The 19251-nt window shown below is 60.7% G+C and carries 14 protein-coding genes; 6 read left to right on the top strand and 8 right to left on the bottom strand.

Translation table 11 applies throughout. The features are described 5' to 3' along the window. Window positions 1-11: 11 nt before the first annotated feature. The 5 genes from M8J71_RS13365 to M8J71_RS13345 form a co-directional block, all read right to left on the bottom strand. On the bottom strand, window positions 12-899 hold the full coding sequence (locus M8J71_RS13365; protein WP_256248348.1) for an ATP-binding cassette domain-containing protein: 888 nt from the start codon (window positions 897-899) through the stop codon (window positions 12-14). Beyond that, window positions 896-2731: a dipeptide/oligopeptide/nickel ABC transporter permease/ATP-binding protein gene (locus tag M8J71_RS13360; protein ID WP_256248347.1), complete on the bottom strand. Its 1836-nt coding sequence runs from the start codon at window positions 2729-2731 to the stop codon at window positions 896-898. The genes M8J71_RS13365 and M8J71_RS13360 overlap by 4 nt, the downstream gene beginning before the upstream one ends. Beyond that, window positions 2728-3663 (bottom strand): ABC transporter permease, encoded by a 936-nt coding sequence (locus tag M8J71_RS13355; RefSeq protein WP_256248994.1) that lies wholly within the window; start codon window positions 3661-3663, stop codon window positions 2728-2730. The genes M8J71_RS13360 and M8J71_RS13355 overlap by 4 nt, the downstream gene beginning before the upstream one ends. A gap of 83 nt (window positions 3664-3746) precedes the next feature. Then, window positions 3747-5264 (bottom strand): ABC transporter substrate-binding protein, encoded by a 1518-nt coding sequence (locus M8J71_RS13350; protein ID WP_256248346.1) that lies wholly within the window; start codon window positions 5262-5264, stop codon window positions 3747-3749. Window positions 5265-5581: 317 nt separating this feature from the next. Then, a complete protein-coding gene (locus tag M8J71_RS13345; RefSeq protein ID WP_256248345.1) occupies window positions 5582-6832 on the bottom strand; it encodes an ROK family transcriptional regulator in 1251 nt (416 codons plus the stop codon). A gap of 484 nt (window positions 6833-7316) precedes the next feature. Between M8J71_RS13345 and M8J71_RS13340 the strand changes: the two genes are divergently transcribed. Then, window positions 7317-8579, top strand: coding sequence for an ROK family protein (locus M8J71_RS13340; RefSeq protein WP_256248344.1), 1263 nt, complete (start codon window positions 7317-7319; stop codon window positions 8577-8579). A gap of 109 nt (window positions 8580-8688) precedes the next feature. On the opposite strand, the gene M8J71_RS13335 is transcribed toward M8J71_RS13340, so the two are convergent. Beyond that, complete coding sequence (locus tag M8J71_RS13335; RefSeq protein WP_256248343.1) at window positions 8689-9147, bottom strand: MarR family winged helix-turn-helix transcriptional regulator; 459 nt, start codon at window positions 9145-9147, stop codon at window positions 8689-8691. 194 nt (window positions 9148-9341) lie between these two features. Here M8J71_RS13335 and M8J71_RS13330 point away from each other — a divergent pair, with 194 nt between their 5' ends. Continuing rightward, entirely contained in the window at window positions 9342-11198 is a 1857-nt protein-coding gene (locus tag M8J71_RS13330) for a flavin-containing monooxygenase (RefSeq protein WP_256248341.1), read from the top strand. Window positions 11199-11745: 547 nt separating this feature from the next. After that, window positions 11746-12234 carry an SMP-30/gluconolactonase/LRE family protein gene (locus tag M8J71_RS13325; RefSeq protein WP_256248993.1) on the top strand — a complete coding sequence of 163 codons (489 nt, stop codon included), beginning with the start codon at window positions 11746-11748 and terminating at the stop codon, window positions 12232-12234. A 25-nt stretch (window positions 12235-12259) separates the two neighbouring features. On the opposite strand, the gene M8J71_RS13320 is transcribed toward M8J71_RS13325, so the two are convergent. Beyond that, window positions 12260-12847 (bottom strand): TetR/AcrR family transcriptional regulator, encoded by a 588-nt coding sequence (locus M8J71_RS13320; protein WP_256248340.1) that lies wholly within the window; start codon window positions 12845-12847, stop codon window positions 12260-12262. Between the two features lie 110 nt (window positions 12848-12957). Here M8J71_RS13320 and M8J71_RS13315 point away from each other — a divergent pair, with 110 nt between their 5' ends. Then, complete coding sequence (locus tag M8J71_RS13315) at window positions 12958-13830, top strand: SDR family NAD(P)-dependent oxidoreductase (RefSeq protein ID WP_256248339.1); 873 nt, start codon at window positions 12958-12960, stop codon at window positions 13828-13830. A 149-nt stretch (window positions 13831-13979) separates the two neighbouring features. On the opposite strand, the gene M8J71_RS13310 is transcribed toward M8J71_RS13315, so the two are convergent. Further along, a complete protein-coding gene (locus M8J71_RS13310; RefSeq protein WP_256248338.1) occupies window positions 13980-14213 on the bottom strand; it encodes a hypothetical protein in 234 nt (77 codons plus the stop codon). 772 nt (window positions 14214-14985) lie between these two features. Here M8J71_RS13310 and M8J71_RS13305 point away from each other — a divergent pair. Together M8J71_RS13305 and M8J71_RS13300 are read left to right on the top strand one after the other, a co-directional pair. After that, window positions 14986-15663, top strand: coding sequence for a TetR/AcrR family transcriptional regulator (locus M8J71_RS13305; protein ID WP_256248337.1), 678 nt, complete (start codon window positions 14986-14988; stop codon window positions 15661-15663). A gap of 722 nt (window positions 15664-16385) precedes the next feature. Then, window positions 16386-18803, top strand: coding sequence for a glycoside hydrolase family 3 N-terminal domain-containing protein (locus tag M8J71_RS13300; RefSeq protein WP_256248335.1), 2418 nt, complete (start codon window positions 16386-16388; stop codon window positions 18801-18803). The last annotated feature ends 448 nt before the right edge of the window (window positions 18804-19251 follow it).

Raw genomic sequence — 19251 nt, 5'->3', positions numbered from 1 at the left:
TGGTGGTTTGCTCAGCGGGCAACTGTGGACAGTGCAGGTTGAGCGTCAAGAAAAAGTCGCCGTTCCCGACGACGCTCGGCTTGAAGTGCCGGGTTGGCGATGGGGGAGGCCAGAAGGAGGGCCTTCGTGTAGGCATGGTGCGGCTCAGCAATAACCTGCTCGGTGGCGCCGGTCTCCACAATTTCTCCACGTCGCATCACGGCGACCCGTTGGCTGATGTGCCGGACCACGTCCAGATCGTGGGTGACAAACAGCAGCGAAACCCCGGTCTGCTCTTGTATCTCGGCGAAAAGTTGGAGAACCCGTGCTTGGGTGGACAGGTCCAGTGCGCTGACGGGCTCATCGCACACGATGAGCTTGGGCTTTCGGCACAAGGAGCGGGCAATTGCAATGCGTTGCCTCTGGCCGCCGGAGAACTCCCGCGGGTATCGGCCGCTGGAGTTGGAGGGCAGATTCACTACATCAAGGAGTTCCCGGACCCGCCGTTGAGCATCAGTCCGGGAGGTGCCTGAAACCTGCATGGGCTCCGACAAAATGTCGCTGATGGTCATTGAAGGATTCAGGGAAGTGTAAGGATCCTGAAACACCACCTGGATGTCGCTGCTGAGCGCCCGGCGTTCCTTCTTCCTGAGCTTGGTGATTGACCTGCCGTCGAAACGGATATCGCCGCCGGTCACCGGAGCGAGACCCAACACGGCGCGACCGATGGTTGACTTACCGGAACCGGACTCGCCCACAAGTCCCAGGGTTTCCCCGGGCTTGATGCCGAGGCTCACGCCCTGCAACGCCCGGAATGTCCGTTTTCGACCGAACCCGCCGATCCGGTAGTCGACGGTCAGGTCAGTGATCCGCAGGAGGGGCTCTTCTTCAGGCGAGTGGGCCTGGTTGACGGAAGTCATCGTGCACCTTCTGTCTCGGTGGTCATGTCCGACTCCACTGAGGGGGCGGCTGCTGTGTTCGAGGTCGAATCGAGGGCAGAGTCCAAGAGGAGCCGCGTGTATTCTTCCTGGGGGTTCGTGAACAGGTCATTCACCGCAGCTACCTCCACAATTTCTCCGTTGCGCATGACGGCCACTTGGTCGCAGAGATCCGCCACCACTCCGAAGTTGTGGGTAACCAGGACGACACCCATGCCTCGTTCGGTCTGAAGGCTGCGAATGAGGTCCAGCACGTCGGCCTGCACAGTAACGTCCAGCGCGGTGGTGGGTTCGTCGGCAATAAGAAGGTCCGGGTTGCAGGAGACGGCTCCGGCGATGAGCACACGCTGCGCCATTCCGCCTGAGACTTGATGCGGGTAGGACCTAAAGACCCTCTCAGGATCGGGAATGCCCACTCGAGCGAGGAGTTTGAGGGCTTCATCTGTTGCAGCCTTTGCCGATATCCCCAGATGGTGTCGCATTGGCTCCGTGAGTTGGGACCCGATGCGGAAGGCGGGATCGAGGTTGCTCATCGGCTCCTGGGGGATGTAACCGATCCGGGCGCCGCGCAGGCGATTGCGCTCTTTTGCGGTCATCCCGAGCAGATCCACTCCGGCGAAACTCAAGGTCCCCGCAGTCATTTCGGCTTGCTCGGGCAAGAGTCCCAGGACCGAGAAGGCAGTCTGCGATTTGCCCGAGCCTGATTCTCCCACCAGACCAAGGATCTGGCCGCGCTCCACTCTCAAGGAAATGCCTTTGACGACTTCGGACTTTTCACCGTTGGGACGGGGGTAGGACACCCGGAGGTCGTTGATGACCAGGAGCGTGTCCTCCGGATCCACAGGTGTTGTTTCCGTTTGCCGCGCAACCGAGGGTGTCGTTCCGGCGTGTTCGGCAGCTTTGAGTGTCTTGGTGCGGGCGGAAGATGATCCGTAGTTCGCCAGGGCGTCGCGGAAGCCGTTACCAACTAAGGTGCAGGCCATGACAGTCAGCACCAGTGCCACGCTTGGCCAAAGGAGCAGCCAGGGAGCGTTAAAGATGTTTTGTGATGCGTCATTGAGCATCAGGCCCCAACTGGCCTTGTCAGATGAGCCAAGGCCGAGGAAGGCAATGCCGGCTTCGATTCCTATGCCGGCTCCTGCCAACAGAGCCGCTTGGATGATGGTGGGCGTGATGACGACCGGGAGGATGTGACGAACCATAATGCGGATATCGCTTAAGCCAGAGACCCGGGCTGCGTCCACGTACAGTTCTTCCCGCACGGCCCGGACCGAGCCACGGATGAGCAGAAACACAGATGGGGCGATCAGTATGCCGAACACCACCAGCGCAAGTGAGGTACTGCGGCCCACACGGGCCAGCACTACAAGGAGCACAACGATTGCCGGCAGCGAGAGGAGAGCACCGCTGATCCACATGCTCACGCCGTCGATCCATCCTTGGCGGTAACCCGCCAAAAGCCCCGTTGGCACTCCAATTAGTAAGCTCACTGCGATGACGATCGCGGCACTGGAAAGGCTGGTTTGGGCGCCGTAGACGAGGTTTGCCAGCACGTCGCGGCCCACACCATCAGCACCCAACGGATGCTCAGGGGTGAAAGGAGGTGCGAGGACATCGGCAATTCGCGTTGCGGTGGGATCGTAGGAGGAGATCAACGGTGCCAGGACCGCCACCACGACAAGCAGGGCGAGGAACACCAGCGAAATTACCGCCGCAGGTTCACGAAGGAACTTCTTGACCAGGTTGTCGCCTTGGGGTGCGGCGCTAACCACGTCCAGAGACTTGCCGGTGCCGGTGACAAGGTTATCGGTCATGAGACACGAACTTTCGGATTGATCCAGCCTTGTGCCAAATCGACGAGAAGATTGACGACGACGACGAGCACCACTGTGACAAGGACGATCCCGAGTACAACTGGCAGGTCGCCACGGCTGGCAGAGTTATTGGCCTGGGTGCCAATCCCGGGGATATTGAAAACTTTCTCAATGATCACCGAACTGGAGATGGCCACGATGAACATCAGCGACACTGTGGTGAGGCTGGGGCCGGCGGCGCTGCGCAAGGCATGCTTGACCACCACGCTTCGCTCAGGGAGGCCTCGGCTGCGCAGTGTTCGAACAAAGTCCTGCTGCATGACATCGATCATTGACCCCCGGACCTGCAGGGCAATAGAGGCCAAAGAACCCAACGCCAGGGCAACCACCGGGAGCGTGATGGAGGCGAGCCACTTGCCGGGAGAATCGGTGAAAGCAGTGAACCCGGTAGCCGGGAACATGCGAAGTTGGACAGCGAAGACCAAAGCCAGAACGAGGGCCACCAGGAAACCGGGAATTGCTTGAACCAAGGTCGATGCTACTTGGAGGCCGCGGTCAAGCCGTCCCCGGCGCAATGCAGCAGTGACCCCTATCAACGTTCCGAAACAGGCGGCGAGGATCAGTGATCCGATCACCATGGAAAGGGTGGGAGGGAGTGTTTGGGAGAGCAATTCTCCCACTGGCTGGTTGGTGAACCACGACCGTCCCAAGTCTCCACGTACGGCTGATCCGAGCCACTGGAAGTATTGGGCGATCAACGGCTCATCGAGGCCCAGTTCTTGACGCTTGGCTTCCACTTGTTCGGCCGAAGCCACAGGCCCCAAGACCTGACGGACGGCGTCCTGCCCTGTGAGGTTCAGCAGGAAGAACGTTGCGGTGGAAATAACGAACATGAGCACCAGTCCTGAGGCCAGGCGGCGAAGGATAAACATCAGCACGGCAGCTCCTTGGGCTTCGGAAGATCACGGGATACGTAGGGAGGGGGAGGCCGGCCCGGCATGGGCCGGCCGCCCACCTACTTCTTCGAAGGAGTGAAGCCCCAGAGCGGCGGAAGGGTGGCATAGCGCTGCGGCGTGACCGTTATTTCAGCGTTGCTTGCGAAAACGCTGTCAGACTGGATATAGGGGGCAAACCAGGCTTGGTCCACCAAATAGGTGTTCAATTGCCGGAACGTTTCCGTTTGGGCCTCACCGGTCTCGCCCTGAGCCTTGTTGATCAGATCAACCACCGTGGGATCGGAGACACGGAACGGGTTCCAGAGCGACTGCGGAGTGAGCGCGATCTGCGCGAAATCCCACGGGCGCGGGCTATTGAGCTGGAAAATTGCCGCGGGATACTTTCCTGCCAACAGATCCGAGATGAAGGACTGGCCATTTACGGGCTGGTACTGGGGGGTGACTCCGATTGCTGTGAGCGCTTCAGTGACAGCCGCCTGCTGGTCGGGATATACAGGTGACACATCCGGCATAGGCAGCGTGAAGCCGTTTGCATAGCCGGCGTCGGCCAGGAGCTTTTTCGCGGCAGCCACATCGAAGGGGTACTTCTCATCCAGCTCCGGGATGTAGGCGTCACTGGTGGAACTGAAAGCCTGGGTGGTGGCTTTTCCCTTACCCCCAAAGACCTGCGCGTGAATCGCGTCGCGATCCAATGCCATGTTGATAGCCTGGCGTACCTTGGGCTCAGCCAGTGCAGGGACCAGGGAACCGGCCCGGTCGAACAAGTAGAGACCGGTGGTGGTGTAGGCAGGGCTGGACTGAATGTTCAGGCCTGCAGATTGGAGGCCGTTTCCATCTTTATCAGTAACGACGGCGAAATCCGTCTCCCCTGCGCGCAGCGCGTTAAGGGTGGCGTTGTTGTCGTTGAAGACGGTGACTTCGACGGTGTCGAACGGGAAGTCTTTGGCGTTCCAGTACTCGGGATTTCTGGTGTAGGCATACTTGATGCCGGTCTGGGACTTTGAGGCATCAAGGATGTATGGGCCGGAACCTACGGGAGTGGTGTCCAGGTCCGGAGTGCCCAGAGCTTTCGGGCTGGCAAGAATACCGGCTGTTCCGCCCAGATTCGGCACAAGCGACGGGTCGGGAGCGGAGAGCGTGACCGTGAGGTTGGTGCCGTCCGTGACGGTGACCTCTTGGATGAAGCGAAGTTGCCCACCGGCTTCGCCGGTGCCCTTGCGGGCGGAATCGAGATTGGCCTTCACCGCCGCTGCATCCAAAGGCGTACCATCCGTGAACTTGACACCTTCCCTGATGGTGAGGGAAAGCTTCGTTCGGGAATCATCGTAAGACCACTTGGTCACGATGTTCTCAGCAGGTTCTCCCTCATTGGTGTTCCGGAAGAGGGAGTCGTACACGGGCTGAAGGAACATAGTGCTGGGGCCGGTACCGAAGTTGCCCGGAGAGAAGGACTCAGGCGGTGCAATAGCCGCCACATCCAGCTCAGTAGGGGCGGCGGAACCACCGGGGGAAGAGCCGGTGCAGGCAGTAAGCGCCATAACGGCCGTGACGGCGGCAATGCCGACAAATTTACGCATGATTCTCCTAGACAAAGCGTCGAAAGCTCAGCTTCGAGTGATCCGACTGTTCTCCGGCGACAACGCAACGGAAATGGGTAGGTATGGCGAGGAATGGTGGCTGAATTGCCTTGGAAAGGCGTCTTGGTTCACAGGAAATCCTGCGAATACCTGAATGAACATGGGCGCCGGGCCACGGGATGCAGGTGATGTACTCCATCTCGGTTTCCCTCGCCGTCGAGGTCTATGTTGTTGCTCCAAAAACGCTTTGTGGCGTTGGTTACAAAGATAATCCGGTGACCGGAATAAGTCAACTACTTATCCCGGTCACCGGATTATTAGGCGGACAAGCCCTGGCTGTCTGTCTCGGCCAGCTGCTCCATTAGCCGGGGAAGGTTGTCTTTGGAAAAAAGCTCGCCAAGAACGAGTTGAGCTGCTCCTACGACGCCCCCCACCTGTTCGTCGATGGCCGATAGCTCCACGAGCAAGTCCGGTGCACCTGTTGAGGGCAGCCGCTCCAGGACGGCTTGCTGTATGGGCTTCAGCATGATGTCTTTTGCTCGGGCAATGCCACCGCCAACAACCAGCATGTGAGGAGCGAAAAAACTTACCAAGGTTGCGAGGCTGCTTCCAAGGAGCGTCGCCGTTCGGCTGAGTAGTTCAATCGCCGCTGCATCCCCATGCTCAGCGGCAAGCGTGACGTCATATGCGCGAACACGGCCGGTCTCTTTGAGGACTTGTGCGAGGTAGGTGCTGCGTCCAGTTTCGGCCAACATCAAGCCGTCCCGCTCGATCGCCCATCCACTGGTGACGGCCTCAAGGCAGCCTGTGCGTCCGCACCTGCAGGCGACCACTCCCGCCTCGGGGACGGCCACGTGGCCAATAGAGCCGGCCAGGCCATGGGAGCCCCGGTAAAGCCTGCCGTCGGTGATGAGGGCAGCTCCAACCCCGGCGCCGGCTCCGAAATAGAGCAGATGCTTTGCTTTGGCAGCCCGCGGATTGCTGTCTATTTCAGCGAGAGCCAAAAGATTGACGCGATTGTCTACCCAGACCGGAACCGGCCAGCGCGCCGCGAACTCTTCCCGCACCGGGTAGTCATCCCAACCGGGCAGGACCGGTACGCCGACGGGAGTGCCGGTATCGAAATTGACCGGACCGGAGAGGCCTACGCCGATCCCCAGCAGGTTGTGGCTGCTTTGCTCCCTGATTACTACCTCGATAATCGCATTGGCCTGGTCCAGGATCCGCGCGGGCCCTTCGCCGACGTCGCATAGTTCCCGGTAGCGGGTGCCGAGCAAGGCACCGGCAAGATCGGAAGCGCTCACGACCATTTCATTTGAGGCGATGTCCACGCCTACGACGTAGCCGGCCTGGGCGTTGAGTGACAAAAGCTTGGCGGTCCGCCCTCCCGTGGAGGGAGCGCGGCCGGGGGAGTGGATGAGCCCGATCTGTTCGAGTTCTGCAACCCGCTCGGCAACGACACTCCGGCCCAGCCCCACTTGGTCAGTCAGGGTTGCCTGCGTGATGCCGTCCTGCCAACGGATTGTCTCCAGCACTGATGCCAGACCCGTATAGCGCTCTATGGCCATTGATTTCCCTCCAAGCGCCTTCAGCACTTTGACGCGCCCCGCGACGACAGCCAATCCTCCCGTCAATGACCGACGGTCCGCGCATTTTGGTTACCAGCCGCAACTTTAGCTTGCGTTGGACAGGTCCAAGTGTATAACTTTTTCCGACAAGCGGATAAACTAGAATGCAAACGGTTCCGAAATTCGGCCTGCGCCCGGCATTGTTGGCGTCGAGACAGGGGAGCGCGGTTCACGAACTCCACTTACCGTGCCTTCCAGGCTTGGCACAACAGGGCCAGTAGCACTGGCGACTGTCCGAACTTCAGGCGGAACAAGTGCGGCAGTTCGCATCCCACTCACGGTCTTAATCCTTCTTTAACGGCGCGTCCAGCAGGAAGGCTATTTTTCACTATGGGATTGCTTTTTCGATTATTCATGCATGGGGCGGGTCCCAACATCACAGGTTCCCTGTTTAGTCCGTGCTGCTGTGGAGGAGTGATTAAGCATGACCACGGAGTCCACCCTCCGCTTCGGAGCCCAAACGGATGAAGGGACGAGCCTGCTGCGGATCGTCAACCTGGTCCGAACTGGTGCGGCGATCACCCGCCCGGAACTTGGTAAACTGACGGGCCTTGGCCGCGGCGTGGTTTCGCAGCGAGTGGATCAGGCAATCAAGATGGGCTTCTTGGCTGACGGTGAATTCGGAACCTCTTCCGGGGGCCGCCAACCTCGGACGCTTCGATTTTGCGCTGAACAGGGAATGGTCGTCGTTTGTGCCCTGGGAGCCCTGCACGTCAGAGTGGGCATTGCCGGGCTGGACGGCGACATCTTGGAGCACATGCACCGTAGCTGGGACATTTCCCGTGGGCCTGAGGAAACCATTGACATGGTGATCTCGATGGTGGACGACCTACTGGAGAAGGGGAACAAGCAACCTGTCTGGAGCGTCGTGGTGGGGCTTCCCGGACCCGTAGACTTCCTCACCGGACGGCCCGTGGCACCGGCCATCATGCCAGGCTGGAACGATTTCGACGTCCTCACACCCTTCGAGGAGCGATACGATGCGCCGGTTTGGGTAGACAATGACGTGAATCTCCTGGCGCTCGGAGAATGCGCCCGCCGCCGAGACGTGCCCACGGACTTGATCTATTGCAAAATCGGGTTGGGTATGGGCGCCGGATTGTTGTCTGAGGGACGAATACATCGCGGGGCAAACGGTGCTGCCGGCGACATCGGGCATGTCAGAGTTGCAGGCTCTGAGGCGCTATGCCGTTGCGGGAAGATCGGCTGTCTAGAAGCAGTGGCCGCCGGATGGGCGTTGGTCCGCGACGCAGAGTTGGCGATCGGGCAGGGAGCAAAAGGGCCGCTGGCCAGCAGGGCCGGAAAAGCTCCCTTGATACCTGAGGACATTACGTTGGCCGCGGCAGACGGGGACCCGCTCGCAATTGCCCTCATTCGGAAATCGGCACAGGCGGCAGGAGAAGCCATTTCGGCCTTGGTGAATATGTTCAACCCCGGCGTCATCGTTATAGGCGGCGTGATGGCGTCTGCCGGGGAGGTCTTCCTTTCTGAAGTCCGCCAGAGGATCTACGAACTAGCTCTTCCGCTGGCCACGCGCGACCTCATCGTCCTCCAGTCGCCCAATGACGAACGAGAACCCTTGCGGGGCGGAGTAGAACTGGCCCGCCAGCAACTGTTCGACGTCACCTTCCCACGCTGGTTCGCCCACGGCCGGCCGTCCCCAGAAGGAGTGAAAGCCACAGCCTAGTCCTGTACCGAAAAGCGATCTCTTATTCGGAATCATCCGGCCGTGCGGCAAACTTGAGAAGCACACGACCCGGAAAGTTGCCCTGGCGCCGGTCCATTCCCCCGGAACTTCAGCCTAAAAGGCCCCTCATCTCCCTGCTGATAGCGCCGAGGCCAGTTTCCAGTGCCTGCAACTCGCTAACGCTCAGGCGCGCCAGTATGTTGGCACCCAGTTCCGGCCGGGTGGCCATTAGTTCGCGTACGACAGCTCGTCCGAGGGGCGTTGCCTCCATCATGCGAACCCGATGATCGCCTGGGTCTGAAACGCGTGTAGTCAGGCCGGCTGCCACGAGCCGATCCAAAAGCTTTGACATTGATGCCATGGAGACGCCGAAACGGTTTACCAGCCCTCCGATGGATACTCCGTCTGCTGACGTAACGATCACCGACAATACTTTGAGTTGCTGAATGGTCAGGTCCGTCGTGAGGAATGTTTGCAGCACCAAAGGGAGGGATCGTATTGCTATGGCAACAGCCAAATTGTTCACGCTTTCCTGAAGCGACTCTCGTTTTTCTTCATGGCGCTGCATGCAGTAAACCGTATCGTCTTAGGTCCGTTTGACCACTTACTTAGCTTAACGCTAACTTTTTATAGTTAGCTCCGGGCTAACCAATCGATCCAACGACGCGTCGCCCAAGCCTCAGAAGCCGCGGCCTGCCTCGCTGGTGCCCAGCTTTTTGCGCTTACTGAGCGGGGCGCACCAATGAGACGGGGAAATGACGCATGATTACTGAACCACACGTCCGTTATACCGGGGAGCCAGCCTCTATCGAGGAGCTGCGCGCAAAGTACCGAACGGAGCGCGACCGCAGGGTACGGCCGGAGGGTCTTGGCCAGTACCGATCTGCCGCGGGAAACTTCGGCTACTACGCAAAGGACCCCTACCGCGAAAGAACAGAGCGCGAACCTCGAGAAGATCGTGTCGAAGTGCTGGTAATAGGCGCCGGTTTCGGGGGACTGCTCACGGCCTCCCGGTTGCGGGAAGCCGGCGTCCAATCCATCCGGCTTATGGATGAGGCTGGGGACGTGGGTGGGACCTGGTACTGGAACCGCTACCCGGGTATCCACTGCGATATCGAATCCTACGTTTACATGCCGCTGCTTGAAGAAGTGGGATACGTTCCCTCCTGGCGGTATGCGCCCGGCGAGGAAATCCGGCAGCACGCCGTCGCCATCGCCAAGCGGTTCGACCTGTACCGGGACACCCTCTTTCACACCCGCGCCACAGGCCTGACCTGGAACGAAGAAGCGGAGGAATGGACGGTTGAAACGGACCGCGGCGACCAGTTCCGGGCACGATATGTCATCACCTCGTCCGGAACGCTGACCCAGCCCAAGCTGCCCAACATTCCAGGAATTGAAACCTTTAAGGGGCACACGTTCCACACGAGCCGCTGGGATTACGGCTATACCGGGGGAACAGCAGAAGGCGGCCTGGTAGGGCTGGCGGACAAACGCGTGGCGGTCGTGGGCACCGGCGCCACAGGCGTTCAGGTTATCCCGCACCTGGGCCGGGACGCGCAACAGCTTTTCGTATTCCAGCGCACCCCATCCACGATCGATGTCCGGGACAACAGGCCAACAGATCCGCAGTGGGCGGCATCCTTGACTCCCGGCTGGCAGCGTGAACGGATGGAAAACTTCCTCGAGGTTCTTTCCGGTGAGCCGGTCACTGAGAGCCTGGTCAGCGATGGCTGGACCAGGACCGTCCGGCTGCAGCGAAAATTCCTGTCCGGGGCAGTAGATGGTGCGATGGACGCCCAAGCGCGCGAGATCCAGGATGAACTTGCCGACTGGGAGACCATGTCGCGCATCCGCGCCAGAACCACGGAGCTGGTGGACGATCCGGAAACGGCCGAACTGCTCAAACCTTGGTACCGGTACATGTGCAAGAGGCCCTGCTTCAGCGACACCTATCTCCAAACGTTCAACAGGCCCAACGTCACGCTCGTTGACACTGCCGACTTTGGCGGCATCACCGGCATGACGGAGACGTCCATCATGGTGGGTGAGACCGAATATGAAGTGGACTGCATCATCTTCGCCACAGGATTCGATGTCGGAGTTTCAGGAATCCTCTCTGGCACACTGCCGGTAGCTGGCCGCGGCGGACAATCGCTCCTGGGCAACTGGAGCAAGGGGCCCCGCACCCTTCACGGCTTCTACACCCACGGCTTTCCGAACCTGTTCAACCTCGGCTTCCTGCAGAACGCCAACTCGGTGAACTACGCCCATATCCTCCAGGAACAGGCCGAGCACATCACCGAAGTCATCAAGCGGGCACGTGACACACCAACAGGAGTCGTCGAACCAACCCTTGAATCCCAGGAAGCATGGGTCAGCCACTTGACCCAACCGGTAACTGACGGTGAATCCTTCCTGGCCGAATGCACGCCCGGCTACTACAACGGTGAAGGAACCCGAACCTCCGCCGGAACGGCCTATAGCCCCGGCCCGGTTGCCTTCCATCGCTTACTGCGCAAATGGCGCCAGAGCAACATGAACGATGTACTGGCCTCAACCCATGAGGGCAGCAAAACGCCCCCCAAAGAAACGACCCCGGCGAGGGCGGCACGGTGACCACCCGAGCGAAACAGCAACTGCCCGTCACCGCGGCCGCACTCGCCGCTGCGATCACCCTCCTCACCGCATGCACCCCACCCGTCCGGCAGACTCCGCCCGGGGTGACAACCGAACATGCGGCACTGGCGGGGCATCAGACAGCCAATCGGATGCTCCAGGTATCGCCAGTACATCAGGACACCGGCATGACATTGCTGGAAGGACCGACCTTCGGTCCCAACGGCGACCTTTTCGTCGTAGACGTCACGGCCCCGCCAGGTGGACCAAAGGTCATGAAAATCGACCTTGAATCCGGCACCGTGGACACCGTCTACACAGACGGTTCCAGCGCGTTCACCTCGGCCCAGTTCAGCCCGCATGACGGGCGGCTGTACCTCACGGACTTCGTTGGTGGCACGGTCCAGAGCATCACCGCAGAGGGGACGGAACACCGCACGTTCTTTGCCGGCGCACTGGAAGGCGTGGCAATGAATCCCGACGACATAGCCTTCGGCAAGGACGGGACGCTCTACGTCACAGACGCCGCCGGTTCCCAAAACCCCTACTGGGAACCAAAGGGACGGATGGTCCGCATCAACAAGGACACCGCAACTGGAAATGTCCTCGCTGCCGGCATGGCTGCACCCAACGGAATGCCTTCGCACCCGGTCACGACGCAATGTGGGTCAGCCATAATACCGGCAACCGCATCGACTACCTGAGGTTGAATCCCGATGGCACGACTGTGGAGACGGCACATCCGGCGATACATGTCAGTGCAGGGGAAGGCCAAGTTGATTCCCTCGCGGTTGATGCGGCCGGGAACATCTACGTGGGCATGCATAACAGGGCCGCAGTCCTCGTTTACCGGCCAAATGGAGAACTCGCCGCCACCATCTCCGCACCGGCAGAGGATTCTGTTTCATCCGCCACAAATCTCGCCATCAAGCCCGGCAGCACAGATGGCTACATGACTGTTAGCGGAAAGGATGGAGGATTCATATACAGCTTCACCGCCCTGGCCGAAGGCATTCGACAATCCAACGGCGGCTGAGCAGCCTGACCATTTCAGGAGCCAGTCATGTGGCGGCGCTGCGTGGCAAGAGCAGTTGCGCCATCTTGTCGCACTCCCCGTCGCTAAGCGGTTCGGTATGCGTTTGGTCCCACATAACGACACCAAAAAATGCGAGTTGGGCGATAAGGTCCCGCTGCCCGGGATCAATCTCGCCCCGCTCCACAGCCCGCGCGAGCACTGAGTGGAACGGGGCCAGGGCACGTTCCAGCACGGAAGCCACCAGGTCCTGCAACTCAACTGCAGTGGACCTGGCTGCTTCCGAAAATGCCCGACCCTCAGGCAAGTCCACGTTGTCACGAACCATGCGCAGAAGAGAGGACAAGTCCCGCCAGCTGGACCCGGCATCCGGAACGGTGTCATACCGGGTGAGGAGCGGCTCCAACACAGCATGCAGCAAGGCGGAGCGTGTCGGCCAACGACGGTAAATGGTCGTGCGGTTGACGCGGGCCGCCTTCGCCACGCCGTCGATCGTCAAGGCGGCATAACCTACCCGCGCGAGCTCCGAGACTGTGGCGGCGCGAACGGCCTCTACCACCTGCACACTGCGTGCACCCTGCTGGACGCCCTGCGTCCTGCGTGTCATCTCCACCATGAATCAACATTCTATTGACCTTCTTCAAAGGCAACAGTATGTTGCCATTGAGGGTCGCTGATGTTTCAGCAAAAGAACGCTTTGCCCTCCCACAACAATTGAGGAGCATGATGAGCACGCAAGAAACTGACTTCGCCGAGACGATGGGATTTGACCGGCTCCCCACGCACATCGTCGAAAAGCGGGTTACTGATCTAATGGATCTCACCGGGAAGAAAGCGGTGGTTACCGGGGCAGGGGGAGGCGGCCTCGGACAGGCAATCGCCAACCGTCTTGCCGGCCTGGGTGCGGACGTGGCGGTCATCGACATCAACAAGGACGGTGCGGTTTCCAACGCGGCGACCATCGAACAACGATGGGGCACACGTGCCATCCCTTTCCAGGCCGACCTCTCGGACTGGGACCAGGTGCACTCCGTGGTCGCGGAAAGCGCAAAAGCACTGGGCGGCCTGGACATCATGATCAACAACCCTGTCCAGGTGGTTTCGGACAAATTCGAAAACCACACCAAGGCGGACATCGACTACACCGTCCATGGGAGCCTGACAATGCTCATGTACGGCGCCCACGCCGCGGTCGAGCACTTCCTGCCCCAAGGCCACGGCCGCATCATTAACATCGCTTCGGTGGGCGGCCGGATACAGCACCGGGGGCTCACGGTGTACAACGCCGCGAAATCGGGTGTCATCGGGTTCACCCGAAACCTCGCCCATGAGTACGCCTTGCGGGGTATCAACGTTTTGGGAGTAGCGCCAGGGGTCATGATCAACCCGCTGCTGCGGGACATTCTGGCCAACGCATCCGATGAGCAGGCGCTGGCCGCAAAGGGCTCCATGCTGGAAGCAGTCGACAGGTACATCCAGCTCGGACGAGTGTCCATCCCCGAAGAAGTTGCCAACATGGTCGCCTACCTCAGCACTGAGGCGGCGGACTACATGTGCGGGCAGACGATCGATGTCGCCGGCGGGCAATGGATGGGGTGAAATCCCGGGAGTTTTCCCACTACCAGTAGGAGCCCGGCAGGAGCGGTCATGGGGGCGTCCCTGTTGATGAGGTAGGAAATGAGAAGGCAGGTTGCCCCGGTCATGCATAACCGGGGCAACCTCCTCCACGGGAACTACGCCTTACGGGCTTACCCCCCCCGAATGTAGGTTCCTGGCAGTTGCTCGATAATGCGCCTGGGCAGCGCACCGTCCTGCATCAGCCACAGGATGGTCCCGTCAGCGGTTACAGCATCCACCACACCCCGATCAATCTGCACCCCATGGCGATAAATCTCGATGTACCGCCCTTCGACGCTTGCCCAGTCATCGACGGGTTGCCAGCCTGCAGCGTCAAACGCACTCCTGCCGGTGTGACTGTTCACGATGCATCCTTTCTTCAGTACGACCACTGCGGTCGCTGATACCCGCAGCTGCGATGGCCGGGCGGACTCCACCACCGCCTGAAGGCTGTAGCAGATATCGCGAGCGAAAAATGTTTGGCGGGTCGGCTGTGCTCACCGGGGGAGGGGGGTCCGCAAATCCCGTTCCATCACAATGCCAGGACGGATGCCGGTGCAGAACTGGACTGTGAAGGTCCTGTGGTCAAGCCGCTCCACGAGAATTCCGTGCCTGGCGCTTGTCCCGGCTTTGGTCATGAGCTCACCGACGGCGCAGTCCAGTGCGCTCTCCAGCTGGCTTCGGTTGTCTATCGTGAGCCGAAGCCGGCTCGTCCTTGTGCTAAGTGCTTCCATGTCCATTCTTCCAGTGAGTGGTGTGTGGTGCCGGGCAAAACTGAGGCGCACCTTCATGACGACGATGCCAAGATAAAAAGCCTGGCCGGGAGGTGCACTGCAGCGGCAAGCCCTTCAAAGTCCAACTCAGTGCACCACTGGACGTCCGGCCCCCACTGTGGTGTCGGACCAGCGTCCGTCAAGGCCTATGGGAAGTCCGGCACACGGGGAGTGGCGTGTGGGCTATCAATGTGGCGAGGCCTTGGAGACTCCGGTAGAGTCAGGAAACCTCGCCTTGTCTGTTATTTTTCCCGCTGTGGTAAAAAAGATAGAGGCGATGAAGGCTTCAGTCAAGTTCACCGTTGCGTCCCAGTACGCGGGGCGGGGCGCAGCGAGCACAATGGAATGCAGTAAAGGGGTGGCCATGACCAGCGTTGAGAGCGTAAAGCCGCGACGGGGTCGGCCGCGGCGGATCGATCGTGAGCGGATCATTGAGGCCGCCAAGGTACTGGACCCGGAAACCCTGACGATGCAAGCCCTCGCAGAGGAAATGGGGGTCGACCGCAAGACCCTGCACTACCATGTGGACAACCGCGAATCCTTACTGAAGATGGTTGCTGCCGATGCCTTCCGGGAGGCAGTTGGCTCCCACCACTTCATCCCAGAGAAGGACTGGAGAAAGGCCATCCGCAGCTTTGCCCACATCACACGTGATGCCGTCATGGCTGCAGGTGCGTGGGCGAGCTTTGTCGGCTACGAAACGGAGGAAGACCTGGAGGCCCTCAGGCCCGCCGAAGCAGCGGCGGAAGCCCTTGTCGCGGCTGGCCTTTCCGAAGCTGACGCAGGACGCGTGATAGCAATGCTGGCAGGCCTGGCCTTCACCTCCGCCACTGACCGATCGATACCAAAACCTACAGGCCGCCACCCGCAAGAGCCGGTTCTTGAGCACCTGCTTGAGAAGGCGCCCACGGAGGAGTTCACGCTGCTCCGCAAGCTTGTTGGCGGCCGGTCCTCGGAACTGGGCACCGAAGAACAGTTTGCCTTCAACCTTGAAATTGTCTCTCTTGGAATAGAACGCATGCTTGAAACGAAGCAGAGCTGACTTATTGCCATCGGGCTGCACGGGGAGACTGAGCCAATCCAGCTTCCTGTGCAGCCGTGCGACAGTCCGCCGCAGGTGGCGACGTCCCAGGCAGTGCTTATTTTGGCTTGCTGCTGCCCGGGGTGTACACCTCCCGAGCCGCATGTTCACCCTCCTCGTGCGCCCTCCGTGCCACCCTCCTGGAGTCCAGCGAAGAAACGCTTCGTTAGATAATCAGGGCCCTAAGAGATAGCGATTGATGGCCGGCCACACTTGCCGCCAATGCCACCACGAGTTGCGTGCCGTGCCTATGCCCGCCGGCAGCTATCCGGACTCGCCCTCGGGACGCCATGCCCCTGAGGAGGTTACTGGCCGCCGAGCACCCTTCTTTGTCCCCACTGCCGGGCCAAGGGGCACCCGCGTTCCGGGCTCCCATTGGGAATGGCCTATTTTGTTGCGCCCGCCTCCTGTGGAGTGGATGCGACTTGACTCACGTCCGTAAGCAATCTAGGGTTTTTCCCACCTCGGGAAAAACTGAGGTGTCCTCGTGGTTGGCCACGAGCGGCTTGCTTCAACGGTGAAGGATAACCGTGGCAAAGACGCCCCACAGGCCCGTCCTGGTATCCGGTCGTTCGACCCGGTGCTCTTTCCGACATTGTCCGGCCACCGCCCAGCGCTGACCCGCGGCAGTTCGATGCCCCATCTCACGCCACGTCTGCGGGTGGCGGAACAAGGAGACTTACATGGAAAACCAGTTGCTTTCGACTTCTGACGTGGCGGTTGCCGTCACGGATCAGGTCGAGGACCTTCTTTCTCAAATGACGCTGGAGCAAAAGGTTGCCCAGCTTCAGTGCACTATCCCCATTACCGGCCACCTCGAGGCTGGCCTTGCCAAGTTCCCCCATGGCCTGGGCGCTTCGGGAAGCATCAGCACCGGGGTGTCGATTGAGGCCGACGCCGACCACTACGACGAGGTGCAGGAGGCGGCCAGTGCCAAGACGGATCTGTCGATCCCGCCGTTGCTGCATGGCGAAGCGGTTTCAGGCTGGACCGGTCTTGGAGGGACCGTCTTTCCCTCTGCGATCGGGCTCGGTGCTACCTGGAGCCCCGACACCATCGAGGGCATGACCGACATCGTGCGCGGCCAGATGCTCTCGGTCGGCGTGCGCCAGGCCTTGTCACCCATCATGGATGTCGCCCGGGATCCGCGCTGGGGACGTGTGGGGGAGACCTATGGTGAGGACCCCACGCTGTGCGCTGCCATGAGCGTGGCTTTCGTCAAGGGCCTCCAGGGCCCGGACCTGCAGGACGGCGTTGCTGCCACTGGCAAGCACTTCCTGGGCTTTGGCCTGTCCGAGGGCGGCCTGAACATGACCTCCAACCCCATCCCGCCCCGGGAACTCCGCGAGGTTTTCGCCAAGCCGTTCCAGGCCGCCATCACCGAGGCGAACCTGGCCGGCATCATGAACTCTTACGGCACCATCGATGGCGAACTCATCATTGCCTCCAAGCACATCCTCGATGACCTGCTGCGGGAGGAGATGGGGTTTGAAGGACTCGTCGTTTCCGACTACATGTCCATTAACCTTGCCGTTGACCTCAACGTAGGCGCCGATCCGACAGATGGTGGCATCAAGGCCCTCAAGGCCGGCCTGGACGTGGAACTGCCGACTCCCTACGGGTTCACCGACGGCCTGGTCGAAGCCGTAAAGCGCGGAGACCTGGAAGAACGCTTTATCGACCGTGCCGTGCGCCGCATGCTGACCCTGAAAGCCAGGCTCGGCCTGTTGGAGAACAACTCAGCACGCAAGGAACTGATCGCCGAGGCCTACGAACCGATCTCAACCAAGGCCCACAGCCTCAAGACAGCGCGCGAGTCCATCGTTCTACTGAAAAACGACGGGCTGCTCCCCCTGAGCAAGGCAACCAAGAAAATTGCCGTCATCGGGCCCCACGGCAACTCCCTGCGGCTGTTCTTCGGCTGCTACACCTACCCGGCCTCCATCGACCTGGCAATGAGCGGAACCATGTCGGAGATGGCCGGAATGCTGGATCTACCCGAACTGACCGCCTCCTACGAGCAGCCGCCGCTGGCCCCCCTGTTCGAGGGAAGCGACGTACGGTCCGAGCCGGAAGCCGTGGAGCAGGCCCTTCAGGGGGCGCTCGGGCACAAGACCCCCACCATCGTGGCGTCCATCAAGGCAAAGTGCCCGGAAGCCGACGTGGTGTACGAAAAGGGCTGCGACATCGCCGGTACGAACCGCACCGGCTTTGACGCAGCCGTCGCGGCCGCGAAAGATGCCGATGTCGTGATCCTGACCCTGGGCGGCAAGTACGGCTGGGGCAGCTCCTGCACCTCGGGCGAGGGTATCGACACCTCCAACGTCGGCCTTCCCGGCATCCAGGAAGAACTCGCACGACAGATCTTCGAGACCGGCACACCCACCGTCATGGTCCACATGGACGCCAAACCGCTCTCCAGCGTGTACATTGCCGAACACTTCCCGGCAGTCATTGAGAACTGGTTCCCGGGCGAAACCGGTGGCGAAGCGCTGGCCGATGTGCTTTTCGGCGACTACAACCCCGCAGGCCGGCTGCCGATGACAGCCGTCAGGGACGCCGGTCAGATCCCCCTGTACGCAGCTCACAAGAGGAGCAACAGCTTCAGCAGTGCCGGGACCATGATCATGAACCGCTACGTCGACGGCTCCAAGGTCCCCCTGTTCCACTTCGGAGAGGGAAAGAGCTACACGACCTTTGAGTATTCCAACCTCACCCTGGACCCCACAGTCAAGGCCGACGGGGTGGTGCACCTCTCGTGCGAGATCACCAACACCGGACAGAGGGACGGCGAAGAGGTCGTACAGGTTTACGTCCGTGACGAACTCGCCAGCATGGTCCGCCCAGTGCAGGAACTCGCCGGCTTCAACCGGGTGGAACTTAAAGCCGGGCAGACCAAAACCGTCCACTTCACCATGCGGGCCGACCAGTTCGCCTTCCTTGACGTGGACATGCAGTGGGTTGTCGAAGCCGGGCAGATGACGGTCAAAGTCGGCGCCTCCTCAGCCGACACGCGACTGACCGGAGCCTTCGACATCGAGAACACCGCCATCATCGACGGAAAACGCCGCGGCTTCTACGCCACCACCAGCGTCTCCTAACAACACCGGTGCAGGGCGCCCAGGTTAAACACCTGGGCGCCCCGCGCATTTAGCGCCGGCTACCGTCGCCCGAGCGCCGCGACCAACACATTGAGGACTGCAGCATGCCAACAACAACCACCCAGACGGGCACATTCAACGACGCCGTTGCCCGCATCCAAAACGGCGCCCACCCTTCCGAAACGGACGCACGCTTGCTGGGGATTTGATCGGCAGCGGCAGGATGCCCTACTCGATGCCAACCAACGAAGGGCATCTGCCGTAGTTCGACCGCGACCCACCAGCGTCGTGTACGAGCGTCACGGTCGGAGTCCGGGGCTCGCTGCGTCCCCTTCAGAGGTGGGTCGACGGGGGCTTTTTCTCCTGGGCGGCCCCGGTAGCCGTCCTGGAAGCCGGCGCTTTTTCCGGCGACCCCAACGCTGTGACCACCCTAATTCACCTGCCCTAG

It is taken from the genome of Pseudarthrobacter sp. R1 (genome assembly GCF_024494415.1).
Taxonomy (GTDB): Bacteria; Actinomycetota; Actinomycetes; order Actinomycetales; family Micrococcaceae; genus Arthrobacter.
The sequence above is the reverse complement of the archived record's forward strand: the minus strand, read 5'-3'. Positions and strand labels throughout refer to the sequence as shown.

Bases quoted from the DNA above. Each gene is read 5' to 3' on its own strand.
- M8J71_RS13365 (WP_256248348.1), bottom strand. From the start codon at position 899: ATGACTTCCGTCAACCAGGCCCACTCGCCTGAAGAAGAGCCCCTCCTG.
- M8J71_RS13360 (WP_256248347.1), bottom strand. From the start codon at position 2,731: ATGACCGATAACCTTGTCACCGGCACCGGCAAGTCTCTGGACGTGGTT.
- M8J71_RS13355 (WP_256248994.1), bottom strand. From the start codon at position 3,663: ATGTTTATCCTTCGCCGCCTGGCCTCAGGACTGGTGCTCATGTTCGTT.
- M8J71_RS13350 (WP_256248346.1), bottom strand. From the start codon at position 5,264: ATGCGTAAATTTGTCGGCATTGCCGCCGTCACGGCCGTTATGGCGCTT.
- M8J71_RS13345 (WP_256248345.1), bottom strand. From the start codon at position 6,832: ATGGCCATAGAGCGCTATACGGGTCTGGCATCAGTGCTGGAGACAATC.
- M8J71_RS13340 (WP_256248344.1), top strand. From the start codon at position 7,317: ATGACCACGGAGTCCACCCTCCGCTTCGGAGCCCAAACGGATGAAGGG.
- M8J71_RS13335 (WP_256248343.1), bottom strand. From the start codon at position 9,147: ATGCAGCGCCATGAAGAAAAACGAGAGTCGCTTCAGGAAAGCGTGAAC.
- M8J71_RS13330 (WP_256248341.1), top strand. From the start codon at position 9,342: ATGATTACTGAACCACACGTCCGTTATACCGGGGAGCCAGCCTCTATC.
- M8J71_RS13320 (WP_256248340.1), bottom strand. From the start codon at position 12,847: ATGGTGGAGATGACACGCAGGACGCAGGGCGTCCAGCAGGGTGCACGC.
- M8J71_RS13315 (WP_256248339.1), top strand. From the start codon at position 12,958: ATGAGCACGCAAGAAACTGACTTCGCCGAGACGATGGGATTTGACCGG.
- M8J71_RS13305 (WP_256248337.1), top strand. From the start codon at position 14,986: ATGACCAGCGTTGAGAGCGTAAAGCCGCGACGGGGTCGGCCGCGGCGG.
- M8J71_RS13300 (WP_256248335.1), top strand. From the start codon at position 16,386: ATGGAAAACCAGTTGCTTTCGACTTCTGACGTGGCGGTTGCCGTCACG.